Source organism: Niveibacterium microcysteis (assembly GCF_017161445.1).
Taxonomy (GTDB): Bacteria; Pseudomonadota; Gammaproteobacteria; order Burkholderiales; family Rhodocyclaceae; genus Niveibacterium; species Niveibacterium microcysteis.
Genome location: NZ_CP071060.1, coordinates 2,549,016 through 2,567,069 on the forward strand (window position 1 = coordinate 2,549,016; position 18,054 = coordinate 2,567,069).

At 62.4% G+C, this 18,054-nt stretch carries 19 protein-coding genes and 1 tRNA gene; 8 read left to right on the forward strand and 12 right to left on the reverse strand.

Annotation, left to right across the window (positions count from 1 at the left end; all coding sequences use genetic code 11):
- Together prmB and JY500_RS11500 are read left to right on the forward strand one after the other, a co-directional pair.
- Nucleotides 1-954 (forward strand): 50S ribosomal protein L3 N(5)-glutamine methyltransferase, encoded by a 954-nt coding sequence (gene prmB / locus JY500_RS11495; protein WP_206252441.1) that lies wholly within the window; start codon nt 1-3, stop codon nt 952-954.
- 148 nt (nt 955-1,102) lie between these two features.
- Nucleotides 1,103-1,552: a response regulator gene (locus JY500_RS11500; protein WP_172202723.1), complete on the forward strand. Its 450-nt coding sequence runs from the start codon at nt 1,103-1,105 to the stop codon at nt 1,550-1,552.
- A 63-nt stretch (nt 1,553-1,615) separates the two neighbouring features.
- Here the strand turns inward: JY500_RS11500 and JY500_RS11505 are convergent, their stop codons facing one another.
- The 12 genes from JY500_RS11505 to JY500_RS11560 all read right to left on the reverse strand — a co-directional run bounded on the left by JY500_RS11505 (nt 1,616) and on the right by JY500_RS11560 (nt 10,487).
- Entirely contained in the window at nt 1,616-2,101 is a 486-nt protein-coding gene (locus JY500_RS11505; RefSeq protein ID WP_206252443.1) for a glutathione peroxidase, read from the reverse strand.
- 23 nt (nt 2,102-2,124) lie between these two features.
- Nucleotides 2,125-2,319, reverse strand: a complete 195-nt coding sequence (gene iscX / locus JY500_RS11510) for a Fe-S cluster assembly protein IscX (RefSeq protein WP_172202725.1) — start codon at nt 2,317-2,319, stop codon at nt 2,125-2,127.
- Nucleotides 2,316-2,657, reverse strand: coding sequence for an ISC system 2Fe-2S type ferredoxin (fdx, locus tag JY500_RS11515; protein ID WP_172202726.1), 342 nt, complete (start codon nt 2,655-2,657; stop codon nt 2,316-2,318). The genes iscX and fdx overlap by 4 nt, the downstream gene beginning before the upstream one ends.
- Nucleotides 2,658-2,661: 4 nt before the next feature.
- Complete coding sequence (gene hscA, locus JY500_RS11520; RefSeq protein ID WP_206252450.1) at nt 2,662-4,530, reverse strand: Fe-S protein assembly chaperone HscA; 1,869 nt, start codon at nt 4,528-4,530, stop codon at nt 2,662-2,664.
- Complete coding sequence (gene hscB, locus JY500_RS11525) at nt 4,530-5,066, reverse strand: Fe-S protein assembly co-chaperone HscB (protein ID WP_172202728.1); 537 nt, start codon at nt 5,064-5,066, stop codon at nt 4,530-4,532. Before hscB ends, hscA begins: the two co-directional genes overlap by 1 nt.
- 76 nt (nt 5,067-5,142) lie before the next feature.
- Nucleotides 5,143-5,466, reverse strand: coding sequence for an iron-sulfur cluster assembly protein IscA (iscA, locus tag JY500_RS11530; protein WP_172202729.1), 324 nt, complete (start codon nt 5,464-5,466; stop codon nt 5,143-5,145).
- A gap of 7 nt (nt 5,467-5,473) precedes the next feature.
- Entirely contained in the window at nt 5,474-5,878 is a 405-nt protein-coding gene (gene iscU / locus JY500_RS11535; RefSeq protein ID WP_172202730.1) for a Fe-S cluster assembly scaffold IscU, read from the reverse strand.
- Nucleotides 5,879-5,899: 21 nt separating this feature from the next.
- Nucleotides 5,900-7,111, reverse strand: a complete 1,212-nt coding sequence (locus JY500_RS11540) for an IscS subfamily cysteine desulfurase (RefSeq protein ID WP_281391141.1) — start codon at nt 7,109-7,111, stop codon at nt 5,900-5,902.
- Nucleotides 7,112-7,153: 42 nt separating this feature from the next.
- Nucleotides 7,154-8,302: a cysteine desulfurase family protein gene (locus tag JY500_RS11545; protein WP_206252452.1), complete on the reverse strand. Its 1,149-nt coding sequence runs from the start codon at nt 8,300-8,302 to the stop codon at nt 7,154-7,156.
- A gap of 8 nt (nt 8,303-8,310) precedes the next feature.
- Nucleotides 8,311-8,808: a Fe-S cluster assembly transcriptional regulator IscR gene (iscR, locus tag JY500_RS11550; protein WP_206252454.1), complete on the reverse strand. Its 498-nt coding sequence runs from the start codon at nt 8,806-8,808 to the stop codon at nt 8,311-8,313.
- Nucleotides 8,809-8,931: 123 nt separating this feature from the next.
- Nucleotides 8,932-9,687, reverse strand: a complete 756-nt coding sequence (gene cysE / locus JY500_RS11555) for a serine O-acetyltransferase (RefSeq protein ID WP_206252456.1) — start codon at nt 9,685-9,687, stop codon at nt 8,932-8,934.
- 47 nt (nt 9,688-9,734) lie between these two features.
- Nucleotides 9,735-10,487 carry an RNA methyltransferase gene (locus tag JY500_RS11560; protein ID WP_206252458.1) on the reverse strand — a complete coding sequence of 251 codons (753 nt, stop codon included), beginning with the start codon at nt 10,485-10,487 and terminating at the stop codon, nt 9,735-9,737.
- A 94-nt stretch (nt 10,488-10,581) separates the two neighbouring features.
- On the opposite strand from JY500_RS11560, the gene JY500_RS11565 reads away from it, so the two are divergent.
- From JY500_RS11565 to JY500_RS11590, 6 genes are all read left to right on the forward strand, one after another.
- Complete coding sequence (locus tag JY500_RS11565) at nt 10,582-11,379, forward strand: inositol monophosphatase family protein (RefSeq protein WP_172202736.1); 798 nt, start codon at nt 10,582-10,584, stop codon at nt 11,377-11,379.
- Nucleotides 11,380-11,446: 67 nt separating this feature from the next.
- A tRNA-Leu gene (locus JY500_RS11570) sits at nt 11,447-11,531 on the forward strand.
- Nucleotides 11,532-12,592: 1,061 nt separating this feature from the next.
- Nucleotides 12,593-12,994, forward strand: a complete 402-nt coding sequence (locus JY500_RS11575; protein WP_206252460.1) for a hypothetical protein — start codon at nt 12,593-12,595, stop codon at nt 12,992-12,994.
- A gap of 204 nt (nt 12,995-13,198) precedes the next feature.
- Nucleotides 13,199-13,672: a metal-dependent hydrolase gene (locus tag JY500_RS11580; protein ID WP_206252461.1), complete on the forward strand. Its 474-nt coding sequence runs from the start codon at nt 13,199-13,201 to the stop codon at nt 13,670-13,672.
- A 34-nt stretch (nt 13,673-13,706) separates the two neighbouring features.
- The gene (locus JY500_RS11585) at nt 13,707-14,615 is read left to right on the forward strand and encodes a 5'-nucleotidase (RefSeq protein WP_206252463.1); all 909 of its coding nucleotides are present in this window, start codon (nt 13,707-13,709) and stop codon (nt 14,613-14,615) included.
- Nucleotides 14,616-14,761: 146 nt separating this feature from the next.
- Nucleotides 14,762-17,695: a diguanylate cyclase gene (locus tag JY500_RS11590; protein ID WP_206252472.1), complete on the forward strand. Its 2,934-nt coding sequence runs from the start codon at nt 14,762-14,764 to the stop codon at nt 17,693-17,695.
- The last annotated feature ends 359 nt before the right edge of the window (nt 17,696-18,054 follow it).

The following is an 18,054-nucleotide window of genomic DNA, read 5'->3' on the forward strand; positions in this document are numbered from 1 at the left end:
ATGACCCATCACCCGGAACGCTGTGACGACGATCAGTGCGACCACGAACATCACACACACGATCACGACCCGCGCGACGAACTGGTCACCGTGCGCGATCTGCTGCGCTACGCGGTATCGCAGTTCAACCGCGCAAAACTCGTGTTCGGCCATGGCACCGAGGATGCGTTCGACGAGGCGGTGTATCTGATCCTGCATACGCTGCATCTGCCACTTGATCGGCTCGATCCTTTCCTTGATGCGTGCATTCCGTCGGATGAGCGCGCGGAAGTGCTCGCCGTCATTGACGAGCGCGTGCAAAGCCGCAAACCAGCCGCTTACATCACCGGTGAAGCGTGGCTCGGCCCTTACCGCTTCAGTGTCGACGAACGGGTGATCGTGCCGCGCTCGTACTTCGGCGAGTTGCTGCAGGATGGGTTTGCGCCCTGGATTCAGGATCCGGAAGAGGTGGAAGCCGCGCTCGACCTGTGCACCGGCAGCGGCTGCCTTGCAATCGTCATGGCGCATGTATTCCCCAACGCCAAAATCGATGCGGTCGACCTCTCCGATGGCGCGCTGGCAGTCGCCCACACCAATGTTGCCGACTACGGCCTCGAGGATCGTGTGGAGCTGATCCGCTCCGACGTATTCGAAGCACTTGGCGACCGGAGCTATGACCTGATCATCAGCAACCCGCCCTATGTCACGCAGGAAGCCATGGACGCGCTGCCGCCCGAGTACCGTCACGAGCCCGAAATGGCGCTGGGCGCAGGCGAAGATGGGCTCGATGTCGTGCGGACGATTCTTGCGCAGGCGCATGCCCATCTGAACCCGGGCGGCGTGCTTGCGGTTGAGGTTGGTCACAATCGACATCTCGTCGAAGCCGCCTGGCCCGACTTGCCGCTGACCTGGCTGAATACGGCCGGTGCCGATGAAGGGGTCTTTCTGATCCATCGAGAAGACCTTCCACACTGATCCAGACATGGCGATGAAACCCGCCATGTCGACGGTGATTGCCTAGTCCGTTAGACTGACGGACAGGTGCGCGATGCAGAGTGGCCTTCAGAACAAGCGCGCCATGCCGTAGGCAAGTTTGACGCCCCCATCGCGACCCGGACACATGATGACCACCGATCGCCCTATCCTGCTCGTCGAGGACAACCCTGACGACGAGGCCCTGACGCTGCGAGCCTTCACGAAGAACCGCATTGCAAACCCGGTAGTTGTCGCCCGGGACGGTGTTGAGGCGCTTGACTATCTCTTTGGCACGGGTCGCCACCTGAATCGCGACTTGAGCCAGATGCCTGCAGTGGTCCTGCTCGACCTCAAACTGCCTCGCATCGATGGTCTGGAGGTGCTGCGCCGCATACGCGCAGACGTGCGGACCGCCCTGCTCCCGGTGGTGGTGCTGACCACATCGCGAGAGCAGCAGGATATCCATGACGCGTATTCACTCGGCGCCAACAGCTACATCCGAAAGCCCGTGGACTTCGAACGCTTCATCCAGACCGTAGGCCAGCTTGGCATGTACTGGCTATCGCTGAACGAACCGGCCGAGGCGCCACTCGTTTAGCCAAAGCAGAACGGCAAAGAAAAAAGGCGACCGTCGGTCGCCTTTTTCATGCGCACGCCATGCTCAAGCGAGCAGCGTTTCAATTTGTGCTGCCAGTTCCTCAGGCTTCGTCGTTGGGGCGAAGCGCTCAACCACATTGCCGTCACGGTCGACCAGGAACTTGGTGAAATTCCATTTGATCGCAGTCGTACCAAGCAGACCCGGCGCTTCTTTCGTAAGGTACTTGAACAGCGGATGCGCGCCCTCACCGTTGACTTCGACCTTCTCGGACAACGGGAACGTCACGCCGTAGTTCTTCTCGCAGAACGCGCCGATTTCGGCTTCGGAACCAGGTTCCTGCGCACCAAACTGATTGCAGGGGAAACCAAGCACCACAAGACCGCGCGCGCCGTATTGACGTTGCAGGGCCTCAAGCCCTGCGTACTGCGGCGTGAAACCACAGTTGCTCGCGGTGTTAACAATCAACAGCACCTTGCCGGCGTAGTCGGCCAGATTGAGTGGCTTGCCGTCCAGCGTGCGAGTGCTGAACTCATGGATTGCTGCAGTCATCGCCTCACCCCCCGTCGTAGTGCTCAGTCTGCCTCGTCGATCCAGGTCGCCTGAATCGCCTCAAGAATCTTTTCGCCGCAATGCTTCGGGTCATCGTCGAAGCCCGGCAAGGCGATCACCCAATTCATCAGATCAACAAAGTTCACACGCAGCGGATCAACGTCGGGATGGCGCTCGCTGAGCTCAATCGCAATCTCGCGCACATCGGTCCATTTCATCGCTTGCCCTCCCTGGCCATGTTGATCGTATAACGCGGAATTTCGACCACCAGCGGCGTCGTACCAACCTTGGCCTGACACGATAGCCGGGAAGTCGGCTCCAAGCCCCAGGCCTTGTCGAGCAGGTCTTCCTCAAGCTCCTCGGCGGCTTCAAGGCTGTTGAAGCCCTCGCGGATCACGACATGGCAGGTCGTGCACGCGCAGGATTTTTCGCAGGCGTGCTCAATCTCAATGCCAGCACCGAGCAGAGCGTCACAAATCGACTCGCCCTGCGGCGCCTCGATCACCGTGCCTTCGGGGCACAACTCCACATGCGGCAATACAATCACTTGGGTCATACGTTCATACCTTCAGGTCGTCGACCTTCTGTCCAGCCAGGGCAGCTCGAATGGTCTTGTCCATTCTGCGCGCAGCAAAAGTCTCGGTCAGCTTGTTCATCGCATCGAGCGCCGACTTGATCTGGCGTGCGTCGTCACCTGCATTGAGGACAGCCAGTTCGTTAAGTGCAGCATGAATTGCGGCGCATTCGCCGGCATCGAGCAGATCTCCGTCGGCCGCCAACGCCGACTGGACCGCCTCGATCATGCGCTGTGCCTCCACCTGCTGCTCGCGCAACGCACGCAAGCGCATGTCCGCATCCGCGTGATCAAAACCTGCGCGCAGCATGCCGGCGATCTCGTCGTCCGACAGCCCGTACGAGGGCTTCACCGCAATCGACGCTTCGACGCCCGAACCCGTCTCGCGCGCCGAGACCGACAGCAATCCGTCGGCATCGACCTGAAAGGTCACACGGATGCGTGCCGCGCCGGCCGCCATCGGCGGAATACCACGCAGTTCAAAGCGCGCCAGCGAACGACAGTCGCGCACGAGCTCACGCTCACCCTGCACGACGTGGATCGCCATTGCGGTCTGACCATCCTTGTAGGTCGTGAACTCCTGCGCTTTCGCAGTCGGGATCGTCGAGTTGCGCGTGACGATCTTCTCCACCAGGCCGCCCATCGTTTCGATCCCCAGCGACAAGGGAATGACGTCCAGCAAGAGCCAGTCATCCTCGTCGCGCCGGTTGCCCGCCAACACATTGGCCTGGATCGCGGCACCAATTGCGACCACTTTATCCGGGTCGATATCGGTGAGCGGCTCGCGACCGAAATGCTGCTCGACCGCGGCGCGGATCTGCGGCATCCGCGTTGCGCCGCCGACCAGCACGACGCCCTTCACGTCCTCGACGTCGAGATGCGCATCGCGCAGCGCCTTACGCACCGGCGCGAGGGTCTTGGCGACCAATTTGGCGGTCAGCGATTCGAACTGTTCGCGAGTCACATTCGCGACCAATTCGCGCCCATCGCTCAGTACCACCCGAGCCTCTTCGGCCGTAGCACGCGACAAGGCCTCCTTGACCCGACGGCACTCGACCAACACGGCGCGAGAATCCTCGGGCCGCAGGTCAGTCGCGCCGCATTGCTCGCGCAGCCACATGGCAAGGGCCTGATCGAAATCGTCGCCACCAAGTGCCGCATCGCCGCTGGTGGCGAGCACTTCAAACACGCCGCGCGAGAGTTTCAACACAGAGAAGTCGAAGGTTCCGCCACCGAGGTCGAAGACGGCATAGGTGCCCTCGGTTTCGTTGTCGAGACCGTAGGCGATCGCGGCAGCGGTGGGTTCGTTCAGCAGCCGCAGAACGTTCAGGCCAGCCAGCCGTGCCGCATCCTTGGTTGCCTGACGCTGCGCGTCGTCAAAATAGGCGGGAACCGTGATCACCGCACCGACCAGCTCGCCGCCAAGGCGGCTCTCGGCACGCTGACGCAAGACTTTCAGAATCTCTGCGGAGACTTCAACCGGGCTCTTTACGCCTGCCACGGTGTTGATGCGAACCATGCCTTCGGCATCAACGAAATCGTACTGTTTGCTCGCACCGGCTTCGACGTCGGCCAGACCGCGCCCCATGAAACGCTTGACCGACACGATCGTGTTCTGCGAATCCGTGGCCTGATGCTCGGCAGCCTCTTTGCCGACCTGCACGCGGCCGTCAGCCAAGTAGCGAACGATGGACGGCAACAGGATGCCGCATTGCTCGCCAGGCAAACACTCCGGCAGGCTATGGCGCACCGTGGCGACGAGCGAATGAGTAGTACCAAGATCGATGCCGACCGCGAGCCGATGCTCGTGCGGGGCAGCAGACTGGCCAGGTTCGGCGAGCTGAAGAAGTGCCATCAGTTTTCCAGGGTTTCGAGAGCGCTGCCGATTTCTTCCTGCAGTCGCTCGAGGAACATCAATTGCCGCACACGTGCCGTGGCGGCGATCAAGTCACCGCGCACATCGAAATCGTCCGCCAGGGACTGCTCCATCGCCCGCGCATCGCGTCGCAATTCGCGTAGCAGATTGTCGAGTGTTGCAACGTCGCCATCCTGTTCGGCCTCTTCAACCGCCTCGCGCAATAGCATCTGGCGCATCAGGAAATCGGGTGGCATTGCCGTGTTTGACTCGATCTGCGGATCGATGCCAGCCAGATGCAGCAAGTAGCGCGCACGCGGCACCGGGCGGCGAAGAATGCGGTAGCCCTCGTTGGCGTGCGAGGCCCACTGCATCGCCACACGACGCTCGTTTTCGGCAAGGTGCGCGTAGCGATCCGGGTGGATCTTCGCCTGCACATCAAGATAGGCAGATTCCAGCACCGACGGATCGACCGTATAGCGGCGCGGCAATCCGAACAAAGAGAAGTAGTCGCCTAGAGCGTCGGAAAAGTTCATCGGATTCAGTAATGACAACGCCGCCGTGCGCATCGGTGCGCCGCGGCGGCGTCGCGCCGGTCAGGCAAGGCCAGGCTCAGACGTTGAAACTCTCGCCGCAACCGCACTGGTCCTTGACGTTGGGGTTGTTGAACTTGAACCCCTCGTTAAGACCCTCGCGGACAAAATCCAGCTCAGTGCCATCGATGTACGGCAGGCTCTTCGGGTCCACCAGAACCTTCACACCATGGCTCTCGAACACGATATCGGCCTCGTCGGCCTGATCGGCGTATTCGAGCTTGTAGGCCATGCCGGAACAGCCTGAGGTCTTCACCCCAAGCCGCACACCGACCCCCTTGCCGCGCCGGGCAAGAAAGTTGGCGACATGTTTTGCAGCGCTTTCAGACAACGTGACAGCCATGATTTCCTCAGTCGGCCTTGGGCGACGCCTCTGCATGCTTTTGACGGTAGTCTTCCACAGCCGCCTTGATCGCATCTTCAGCAAGAATCGAGCAGTGGATTTTAACCGGCGGGAGCGCAAGTTCTTCAGCGATCAGTGTGTTGCGGATATCAAGGGCCTGGTCGAGCGTCTTGCCCTTGACCCATTCGGTTACCAGCGACGACGACGCAATCGCCGAGCCACAACCGTAGGTCTTGAACTTCGCATCTTCGATCACACCGGTTTCCGGGTTGACCTTGATCTGGAGCTTCATCACGTCGCCGCAGGCCGGCGCGCCAACCATGCCGGTACCGATGCCGGCTTCGGTCTTGCCGAACGAGCCAACATTGCGCGGATGCTCGTAGTGATCCAGAACTTTTTCGCTATAGGCCATCTTCGTACTCCTCAGTATTCTTCAGTGCGCGGCCCATTGGACCGTGTTGAGATCGATGCCTTCCTGAACCATTTCCCACAGTGGGGACAGCTCACGAAGCTTGCCGATCTTCTTGTGCAGCAGATCGATCGTGTAGTCGATCTCTTCCTCGGTCGTGAAACGGCCGATCGTAAAACGGATCGAGCTATGCGCCAGCTCGTCATTGCGCCCCAAGGCGCGCAGCACGTACGAAGGCTCCAGCGACGCCGAGGTACAGGCCGAGCCCGACGACACCGCGAGATCCTTGACCGCCATGATCATCGACTCGCCTTCGACGTAAGCAAAGCTGATGTTCAGGTTGTGCGGCACACGCTGAACCATGTCGCCATTGACGTAGGTCGCTTCGATATCCGACAGGCCCTTTAGCAAGCGGTCGCGCAGCTTGCCGATGCGGGCGTTGTCCGCTGCCATCTCTTCGCGCGCAATACGGAACGCTTCACCCATACCTGCAATCTGGTGCGTAGCCAATGTGCCGGAACGCAAACCGCGCTCATGCCCACCGCCGTGCATCTGCGCTTCAAGGCGAACGCGCGGCTTGCGACGCACATACAGCGCGCCGATGCCCTTCGGGCCGTAAGTCTTGTGCGCTGAGAACGACATCAAGTCGACCTTCAGTTTTTCAAGGTCAATTTCCACCTTGCCGGTCGCTTGCGCGGCGTCCACATGGAAGACGATTCCACGCTCGCGGCAGATCTCGCCAATCTCGGCGATCGGCTGCACAACGCCGATCTCGTTATTCACGAACATCACGGAAACCACGATCGTGTCCGGGCGAATCGCCGCCTTGAACTGCTCCAGGTCGATCAAACCGTTGTCCTGCACATCGAGGTAGGTCACCTCGAAGCCCTGACGCTCAAGCTCACGGGTGGTGTCCAGCACCGCCTTGTGTTCCGTCTTCACCGTAATCAGGTGCTTGCCCTTGCCCGCATAGAAGTGCGCGGCGCCCTTGATCGCCAGGTTGTTCGACTCGGTCGCGCCAGACGTCCAGATGATTTCCTTCGGGTCGGCGTTAACCAGCGCAGCCACCTGCTCGCGCGCTTCTTCCACCGCACGTTCGGCCTCCCAGCCAAAGGCATGCGAGCGGCTCGCCGGATTGCCGAAATGCTCCGTCAGGTACGGAATCATCTTGGCCGCCACGCGCGGATCCACCGGCGTCGTCGCAGAGTAATCAAGGTAGATCGGAAACTTCAGCATTGCGTCCACTCCAGGCGGGCCGGACCCGCATCACTCATATACTCAGACCGCCACGGCGGAGAGCGTTCTTAAGCCTTGCAGCGTTTCGCCCAACGTTTTCACGAATCGGGCCAGCGCCTCATCCTGCGTGTCGCGCCCGAGGCTCACCCGGATTGCGCCACGCGCAACTTCATCCTCTACACCCATCGCCAGCAGCGTTGCCGACGGCCGCGGATCTGCGCTGGAGCAGGCCGACCCGCTCGCAACCGCAAAACCCGCACGATCCAGTTTCGCCACCAGCGTTTCGCCGTCGACATGGTCGAACGCGAAAAACGCCGTGTTCGGAAGGCGCGCAGCGCCAGCACCAAATACCCACGCCCCCAGGCTCAGAAGCGACGCTTCAAGTGCGTCGCGCTGTCGTGCAGCACGCGACGTCCATTCGTTCAACTCTGCCACCGCGAGTTCCGCTGCTGCACCAAAGCCAACAATCGCCGCGACGTTCTCGGTCCCAGAACGCAAGCCACGCTCCTGGCCACCGCCGGCAACCAGCGGCGCAAGCTCAACACGCTTGTCCAGCACCAAAGCGCCAGCGCCAAGGGGGCCGTGGATCTTGTGCGACGAGATCGTCATTGCGCTCACCGCGAGAGCCCTGAACGAAATCGGCATTTTGCCCAGCGCCTGCACCGCATCGGTGTGAAACAGCGCGCCAGCGGCGCGCGCCTCCGCTGCAAGCCTGTCAATTTCCTGCAAGACGCCGGTCTCGTTGTTTGCCGCCATCACCGACACAAGTCTCGGCGATTGCTTCATCAGCTCGGCAAACACGTCCGCACGAATCCGACCCGAGCCGTCGATGAGTGCCGTCTCGCGGCGCCAGCCCGATCGTTCAAGCTGGCGTGCGGGCTCACGAACGCACGGATGCTCCGAAGCGCCAACAACGATCAGCCCCGGTTTCATCTGCGCAGCGGCGCCCTTGATGAAGAGGTTATTTGCCTCTGAACCGCCGGAGGTAAAGACCACTTCTGTCGGATGCGCGCCAACAGCAGCGGCAACTTGCTCACGCGCACGATCGACCGCCGCCCTCGCCTGCCGACCATACTCGTGCCGGCTCGACGGGTTGCCGAAGCGCGCGTCAAGGTAAGGCAACATCGCTTCGCGCACGCGCGGATCGAGCGGCGTGGTGGCGTTGTGATCGAGGTAGGTCGGAGCGAACATGGCAGCGATCAGGCGGGGGCAATCGCCTCCGGCTTGAGCTTTTGCTTGCCCTTAGCGATACAGGCACGCTCATCGTGCAGGACCTGCTGACCTTCGGCCCGCGCGCGCTGCTGCGAAACCAGCGTGCCCAGCGTAACCGAGTGCAGATACTCGTACATGCGCTTGTTCAGATTCGTCCAGAGGTCGTGCGTCATGCAGCGGTGCTCGTCCTGGCAATTCTCCTTGCCACCGCACTGCGTTGCATCGAGCGGCTCATCAACGGCGAAGATGATGTCCGCGACCGAAATCTCGGGTGCTGGCCGGGCCAAACAGTAGCCGCCGCCGGGCCCGCGAACGCTGGCCACCAGGTTATGGCGGCGAAGCTTGCCGAAGAGCTGCTCAAGATAGGAAAGTGAGATGCGCTGACGCTCACTGATCCCTGACAAAGTCACCGGGCCATCGCCCTCGCGCAGCGCGAGGTCGATCATCGCGGTCACCGCAAAACGCCCCTTGGTTGTCAGTCTCATCGTTCGTTCCCGCACCAGTCGGCCCCTGCACACATCGGCGGGACACGACCTCAATAGTTGATCGATTTACTCAAGAATACAATTCCTGATCAAATCAGTCAACATTAGGGCACCGCGGGAGCCTTAATCGACCATCTTCGAGAGCTGGTTCGGATCGAAACGGTCGCAGGCAGCAACGTCGGCATCCAGGTCGAAGCCAGCCGCCTTGAGTCGCGCTACCAGCACCTCGAAGCGTCGGTCGGTCTCAACCGCATGATCCAGCAGACCGTGCATCGCCTTGGATACCGGGTCGTCCATGTTCTGCGTCACCCCGTAGGCGGAGAAGCCCATCTCCATGGCCTTCTCTTCTCGCGCCTGGTCGCGCGCCGACTCGATGATCCGGGCCGGGTTACCTACCGCCGTAGCCCCGGCCGGAACGGGCTTCACCACCACCGCGTTCGAACCGACCTTGGCGCCAGCCCCAACCGTAAAGCCGCCCAGCACCTTCGCTCCCGCACCGATCACGACACCCGCTTCAAGCGTTGGGTGACGTTTCGTACCGCGGTAGAGCGAGGTACCACCGAGCGTGACGCCCTGATAAATCGTGCAGTCGTCGCCAATATCAGCCGTTTCGCCGATCACAACACCCATGCCGTGATCGATGAACACACGCCGCCCAATCCGCGCCCCAGGATGGATCTCGATTCCGGTGAGCCAACGCGAAATCTGCGACACAAACCGCGCAGCCCAGTGAAACTCTCGCCGCCAGAGTGCGTTCGCAACCCGGTGGTAGATCAGCGCGTGCACACCCGGGTAACAGGTCAGCACCTCCCAGCGCGAACGGGCGGCGGGGTCGCGTTCGAGAACGCTGGCGATGTCTTCACGCAATCGCGCAAACATGGGGCTTCCTGTCAGGTTTCAGTACAAATACGGTTCGAGGTGAAATGCTAGAAATCCCGAGTATTCCGGTCAACTTTAGGCTCAAAACTCGCGAGCATGCCGCGGAGGATCGCGACTTCCTCCCGCTCGACGGCCGCACGACCAAAGAGCCGACGAAGACGGGGAATCAAACGGCGCGGCTTATCCGGGTCCAGAAAGCCGGACGCAATCATTGCACGTTCAAAATGTGCGATCAGTCGCTCAACGTCCTCATGCGGCGCCACCTCACCCAAGGCCTGCGGCAGCGGCGCCAACCGCCCTTCAAGCGCAGTTCGCCGTAACTCGTACGCGATTACCTGCACTGCGGCCCCAAGGTTCAGCGACGCGTATTCCGGATTGGCGGGAATGGTCACCGCACGCTGGCACAGCATCACTTCTTCGTTCGACAGCCCGAAGGTTTCATTGCCGAACACAATGGCCACATCACCTTGCCCTGCAAACGACAGCAACTCGCCGGAAGCCTCACTCGCCCACCGCGGCGCAGCGCACATTTCGCGGATCCGAGAGGTGAATGCTGCAGCCATCACCGTACCAGCCAGCGCCTCTTCCAAACTATCGACGACACGCGCATTTTCAAGCACGTCGGTCGCACCGGACGCGCGCGCGGTCGCCTCGGCGCTCGGGAATTCCTTGGGCGACACCAGCACAAGCTGATGCAGTCCCATCGTCTTCATCGCTCGCGCTGCCGCGCCAATATTGCCCGGATGACTGGGGCGCGATAGAACAACACGAATCCGGCGCAGCGCCAAAGGCTCAGTCATAGTAGAATGTAGGGTTTTACGAATTCGAATAGCCCGCCGTTCGCTGCGGGCCGACGACCAAGCGGCTCACGCCGCAGCAAGGCAGACGCACTTCATGCACCCGACGCTCAACATCGCCGTCAAGGCAGCGCGCCGCGCGGCCGGCATCATCAACCGCGCATCGATGGATCTCGACCAAGTCGAGGTACGCACCAAACAGCCCAACGAATTCGTTACCGAAGTCGATCGCGCAGCCGAAGCGTCGATCATCGAGACGATCCGTGAAGCCTATCCGGACCACGCAATTCTAGCAGAGGAGTCCGGCGCCCTCGGCGAGAGCGAGCACCAGTGGATCATCGATCCTCTTGATGGCACGACCAACTTCATCCATGGTTTTCCGCAGTACGCCGTGTCGATTGCGTATGCGCAAGCCGGCGTCGTGCAGCACGGCGTTGTGTACGACCCGACCCGCAATGAACTATTCACTGCCTCGCGCGGGCGCGGCGCCTTCCTGAACGACCGCCGTATTCGCGTCTCGCGCCGGATTCGCCTGAACGATTCGCTCGTCGGCACCGGCTTCCCATACCGCGCATTCGAGCATGCCGACGCGTACATGAAGATGTTCCGCGAGCTGACCGAGAAAACCGCCGGCCTGCGCCGCCCCGGTGCCGCCTCGTTGGACCTCGCCTATGTTGCCTGCGGCCGCTTCGACGCCTTCTTCGAGATCGGCCTCGCGCCTTGGGATTTTGCCGCGGCTGCGCTGATGGTTCAGGAAGCCGGTGGCCTTGTCAGCGATTTTGCTGGCGACGCCAACTACGTCAGCACCGGCAATATCGTCGCCGGCACACCGAAGGTGTTTGCCCAACTGATCCAAATCATTCAGGCGCACAAGGGCGAGTCGCTCGTCGCGTAACGATCAGCACCAGAGGGGCCGCGGAAGCGTTCGAACACGCTATAATCGCGCCCCTCAGTCACCCTGTGCGGGTGTGGCGAAATTGGTAGACGCACCAGATTTAGGTTCTGGCGCCGCAAGGCGTGAAGGTTCGAGTCCTTTCACCCGCACCATTGGTTTTATTCGTTTTTTGTACGTCGATGTACCGCGAAGTACTCTCTAGTGCTGCGGTTTTCCCCAGAGTCTTCTCCCGAATTTTCCCGCTTCGCGACCGAGCAAGCCGGCCACCGGTGCAGCGGACAGCTCCGCAGTCTTGGCGTTGTTGGCAAGGCAAGGTACGTGAATCCCACGCACGACAGCTGCTCTTTGGAGCCGCGGGCGCTTTAGCACCCGCCGGGCGCCTCTCGCCCGCCAAGCACATACGTTGGGCATTTCTGTTTGGCCAATGACTCACTCGACAAGAGCGCCCTAAAGGGATTCGAGTTGGAACGTCATCAGGCTGATCGCCTCCGCCAATAGATTGCGATGCCTGTCAGAGGCCCGCGTTCTGCTTCTAGGCGCGGGCGCGCGATAAATACCTGACCGGCGTCAGCCTGGAGGGGCGAAAAGCCGGACAGGCTGCTCTGCAGGACGGACTCTCGCCACGCGCCACGATCATCAAAGGTGCTCTTCAATGACACAGGCCTGCTCATCGAACTCACTGAGGTTCTGATTGACGCGGACCGAATGACGTCGGGCAGCCCCCGCGACGTCGCTCGCCCAGAGGCCCCCCGTCAGGCATGGGATTGGAGTTACACGCCATGTGCCTCGTCACGGCGCATCACCCCCGAGCTTCGTAACAGCAAGCTAGGTGTCCTCGTTCCAAAGCCCTGCTCGACCACATCCAAACGCTCGATCCTAAGGGCGACCAGCATCAGCCGCCCGATCGCGAAATCCACGCATATCCTCGAAGCCCCAACCGGCCGTCGCGCGCGGCTCCTCCCTTTTTTTGCGCCACGCAAGCGCGCACCGTTACACGGCTGACGATACGGCGGTCGCGCTGGAAGCATCGCTGCCCTGGGCACGCACATCGGACCGCCCTTCGATTCGGTGCGACGGCTGCTGACCGGCCGCCTTGCTCCCGCCGAGATCATCATCTTGATGGATCGCTGTCGCCTCGGTGCCGCGTCGCTGCGCGAGCTCTACGAGGCCCTCCGAGCCAGCTCCAACCCGAAGTCCTTACTGGAGACAGTCCATGCACGGCGATCTGAACGAAGCAGAACGCGAGATGTTCGAGATGCAGGCCAAGCGCTGCAGCGCCAACGGGCCGGTCATCGATAGCGGCCACACGAAAGGCCATCCGCTGACGCATCCGCGCTGGACGCGCACGCTGGCCGATGGGCGAGTGATCACTTTGACTGAGCTGATTCAATTCGGGACCTACGATGGCATGCTGTGTGGCCTGCCCGGTCAGATCCGGGATGAGATCGAATATCGCGGCAAGGAAGCTCTGCGCAGCGCGCGCGGCCGGTTACCGCCCCATTTCGGAACGCCTGTATTGCTGACGCCTCAGCGCTTCGTGGGGGAGGTCACGCGAAGCGACGGGAGTAGCGAGCGCTGGCAGCGCGTCGGCTTTATCACATGCATCGGGGTGTGAGAATCGTCCGAGGTCGCACGTGACCAGGGCGGGTGTTACTCATCCCTCGCGGCTGTGTGGTTCCAGGATGCCATCGGTGTTCCGACCGAGCCCTGGGTGCTCACGCGGATCGATGCGCTGGACTGGACTAGACTCGCCTGGGACTGGACGCCCTGATCGCCAGGGCGCCCGACTTTCATCACCGACCGTCCGCCGAAGACAGCGATGCCTTTCACGCCCTTCCACCTTGGCCCCGGCATCACGCTCAAGCGCGTGGCAGGCCCGCGCATGAGCCTTGCAAGCTTCACCTGCGCACAGATCCTGATCGACCTGGAACCGGGCATCGGCATGCTACGTGGCGCGAGCGTGCTGCATGGTTATTCGCATACCCTGGCCGGCGCCTTGCTGATCACGCTGATCTGTGTCGCCATCAAACGATGGCCGGAACGCGCATTGGGCGTCCGCATCTCAGCCCGCTCGGCGCTGGCCGGGGCCTTGGCCGGCACGCTGAGCCACCTGCTGCTCGACGGTATCGTGCATCAGGACATTCGGCCATGGTGGCCACTGACCGAGGCCAATCCGCTGCAAGGCGCGTTGTCGTGGGAAGGCACGGAAGCGCTGTGCTTGGTGCTCGCGTTGCCCGCGCTCTTCTGGATCCCTGAGGGCTGGCGACGCCTGCGAGCGATGCCGTGGCGATGACGGATCAAGCGAACACGAACTGAGAGGCACAGCGATGTCCCCGACCCTTGACGGAAAACTGGTTGTCGCCATTTCCTCGCGCGCGCTTTTCGACCTGGAATCAGAGAACGCGGTCTTTGAAACGGGTGACGATGGCGCCTATCGGGCCTTGCAGCTCGAACGCCTCGACGATCCCCCGCCGACCGGGGTCGCGTATCCGCTGGTGCAAAAACTGCTGCGTCTGAACAGCGCGTCGACACAGCCGGTGGAGGTGGTGATCGCGTCGCGCAACGACCCGGTCAGTGGCCTGCGCATCTTCCGCGCCGCCAAACACTACGGGCTGTCGATCGAACGCGGCATCTTCACCCGCGGGCGCTCGCCGCACCGCTACCTCGCGCCGCTCAATGCCTCCCTGTTCCTCTCGGCCAATCCGCAGGACGTGCGTGCAGCCTTGCTCGCTGGCTATCCGGCCGCCCAGGTCTATCCCGCCTCCGCCGCCGATGCGGCGCGCAACCCGGACGAGATCCGCATCGCCTTCGACGGTGACGCGGTGCTGTTCAGCGATCAGGCCGAACGGGTGTTCAAGGGTGAGAGCCTGGCGCGCTTTGTCGAGCACGAGGTGATCCGCATCAACGAGCCGCTGCCAGCGGGACCCTTCAAACCTTTCCTCGCCGCGCTGCATGGCTTGCAGTCGCGTGCGCGCGAAAACACCGTGCAGATTCGTACCGCACTGGTGACCGCCCGCAGCGCCCCGGCGCATGAGCGCGCGATCCGCACCCTGCTGCACTGGGGCATCGAGGTCGATGAAGCCTGCTTTCTCGGCGGTCTGCCCAAAGGCCCCTTCCTCAAAGCATTCGAACCGGACTTTTTCTTCGACGACCAGGCGGGCCACTGCGAAAGCGCAGTCAGCGCCGGCCCGACCGGGCAAGTGCTTTATGGCATCGCCAACGAAACAGACGCCTGACCAAGCAGTCAGCTCAAGCTCGCGCGAGCGCAGTCGTTATCCCTCCCATGCCGAGCAATCTGATGTCCCCCCAACTCATACGCCACCGCCGCACGTAGCCAATGCTCCGCTCGGCGCACCTACCTTCCGTTTTCCCACCGCAGACCATGCCGACTGATCGCCTCGCCCCTGAAGGCACATTGACCACCGACGCCCGTCACCCTCAGCTCACCGATACCGTCGAAGCCCTCCTGACGGCCGGACAGTTCGATGCCGCCGAAGGCGCTCTGCACCACACGCGAGCGGAAGCATCGGCAGCGCATCGCATCGCGATCGAATTCGGCCAATCCTTGTTCGATCTCGCGCTGGGAAGGCTGCGGCGTGCGCGCGACGCCGCCGGGCGCGCCGTCGAGGCCGCCCAAGCGGCGCAAGACCTCACTACCGAAATCAGCGCGCTGGCGGTTCAGTCGCTGGCGAGCGCCCGTATCGGGCAGCCGGTGGCGTCACTCGAGCTCGCGCTGCTTGCCACCGAACTGGCTGCACGCACGCCATCCGGCCAATGGACGCTGCGCGCCGACATCGCGTTGGCCCATGCCTACCTGTGGAACGCCAACGTCGCGATGGCGCGCCGCACCCTCCAGCGGATTGCCGAACGCTCCGCCACCGATCCGGCACTGGCCGCACCGGCCGAACTTGCCGAACTGTCTGCCTGGATCGCATACCGAGACTGGATCGATCTGCGCGCGTGGCCGCAAGCCGCACGCCCCGAACTGACCGATGACACACCGACGCCCGCCGCGGTGCGACCAGGGCCGTCGCCGAAGTGCGTTTTCCCCGGGCAGCAGGCGACGGTAGATTTGATGGCGCGCTTTCAGCTGAGTTTGCGGGCGATCAAAGGTGACGCCCCCGACGCCGCTGACGCGACAGGTCACGAGGCTATATCGCGCCGCACTTCCAATAGCCCTGAGGCGCTGCCTGCCTTGCTCGATGCGCTCATCGGTATCGAGCGCGGGTACCTAAGTCGCAGCACCGATTCGATCCGCGATCACCTCTCAACGGCATGCATTGCTGCCAATGCGCTGGAGAGCGAGGCGCTGGGCGTGCTCGCGCGTCAGGCCGCTGCATCGGCAATGCGGGCGCTCAACGCCCGGGACGTCGCATTCGAAGTGATGCTTGAACTGACGCAGATCGAGCAGCAGCGCCTGAACCGCGACCTGAGTGAGCGCCGACTCGCGGCCACCACCCTGATCGAAGCGCGCACGAACGCGCAGGCCAACCGGGCGCTGCGGGCACATACGCTCGAACTCGAAAAGCTCGCCTATGAAGACAGCCTGACCGGCGTTGCCAACAAGCGCCGCTTCGAGGACAGCATCGGTGAATGGCTCGCACAGGCGCACGACGCAGGTGAGCCGTTCTCGGTCGCGCTGATCGATCTGGACCGCTTCAAACAGATCAATGATGTGTTTGGCCATGAGATGGGCGATCTGGTCCTCAAGGAAGTTGGGGCGGTGCTTTGCGCCAATGTGCGCGAGCGCGATCTCGCCGCCCGTATCGGCGGCGACGAGTTCGCCCTGCTCTTTCGCGGCACGACGGATGAAGTGGCACGTCTCATCTGCGACCGCATCGAAGCGCAGGTGCGTAGCCGCGACTGGGCGAAGGTCAGGACCGGCCTACGCGTGAGCCTCTCCATCGGCGTCGCCGAGGCCCAGTCGGCTGACAATCCGAAGTCCTTCCTCAAGCACGCGGACGAAGACATGTACCAGCGCAAGCGCGCTCGCAAGCACCTGTATGGCGCCTACCGCGACCGCGACGAAGAGGCTGTTTCGCCGATCCAGATCGAGAGCGTGGCCCGCCGGCTTCAGGCAGCCGAGACCGTGACGATACTGGTCGGCTCCGGATACGCAATCAGTCAGAACGGCCTGGCCCGCGGAGAGAACTTCTACGCTTGGCGGAGCGCAGACCGCAAGCGCTTTGCCAGTGCGGCCGCATTTCACGCTGACCCGACCGGCTTTCTGGCACATTGGAACGGTCTGCGCACCGAACTTAAGCAACACCCGATACCCGCGCTCTTCAGCGAGGTCCAAAAGCTCTATCGCACACTGGGCTGCCCATGGATCATGACCGAGCGCACCGACGAATGGCTGCAGCGCGCAGGGGTGCCTGCGCCGATTGAACTCTTCGGTTCCCTTTTCAAGGATTCCTGCGGCGAATGTGGCGCACCGCTGAGCGACAGTGCGACTACATGCCACCATTGCAGACGCTACGCGCCGTGCCGCAGACCGGCGATCACGCTGCTCGATGAACTTCCTTATGACATGGCCCTGAACGAGGCGCAACTGCGGGCAAAGCGCTCTGACGTTATCTTGGTGGTGGAAAGTGATATGACGCTCACCCCGACGCGGTCTCTGATCGAGAAGGCTCGGTCGCGCGGCGCGATCATCGTGATGCTCGGCTCCGGGCCGCGGGCGAGCATGGATCTAGTCGATGAGTGTGTGCTCGGGGGCTCGATGCACGTCGTGAAGCGCCTGGCCGAGCGCCTCGCGCGGCCGGCGGCTCCGATGCCATCCCTTGGACAACTGAGTTCCAACGGGGCCGCTGCACACGCTTTCCTGGTGGGATACGGCAAGGATCATGCAGGCCGCTCGCTCCAGCGCATCCTGGAGATGTCGGACCTTGACTACTGCACCGCACCGGACCTGGCGGGATGGCAGTTTCCGCTGCCTCGAAAGGGGCGCAATTGCCCCTTGGGCCCGGCACCGACGCCGGAAGACTTCGCGATCTTCGCGCAGGACGCCGCGGTCATCGACGCCATGCGACGCTCGTTTGCACGCACGCTGGCGGTACTTGGCCTCGATTGGGTCGAAGGCGAAGTGTGCAAAGCCGGCAACTGGGAGCGCCGCTTCGACTGGTGGGCCAACCGCAGCGGCGATCACGACTACCGTATCTCGCGGATGATTGAGTCGCTCTCCCTGGTCGGTCTGAAAGCGGAAGCGAGCGCCGTCGTACGCTTCATGGAACAGGAGTTGCCGAACCACCGCTACCACGACGCCGCGACAACGCTCTGGCACTGGAAGGACGCATTGGTCGTGGATGTCCGGTAGGCGTCTGCACTCACTACGCATAACAAGGGCATTACGAGGTCGCTCTGGCTTCAACTCGCGCTCATGGGCGTCCTGTTCGTCGGGGCGTTCCTGCGCTTCATTGGTCAGACATCCTTTGGTCTAGCGCTCTGGTTCGCGCTGATCGCGGGCTTCCTCCCGTCCGGTTGGCAGTTCTTGGGGCGCTACTTTTCTCCGAGCGGTGGCTACTACTCACCACTGATGCGGTGGATCAAATTCGCTGTCCAAGCATTCGCAGTAGGGCTCATCGGCGTCGTGGTGGGACCCATCATCCTGCTCGCGCATCTGGCGCGATTTCCGCACCGTGCGCAGCGCGAAGAATGCCCTGGCCCATCACACGC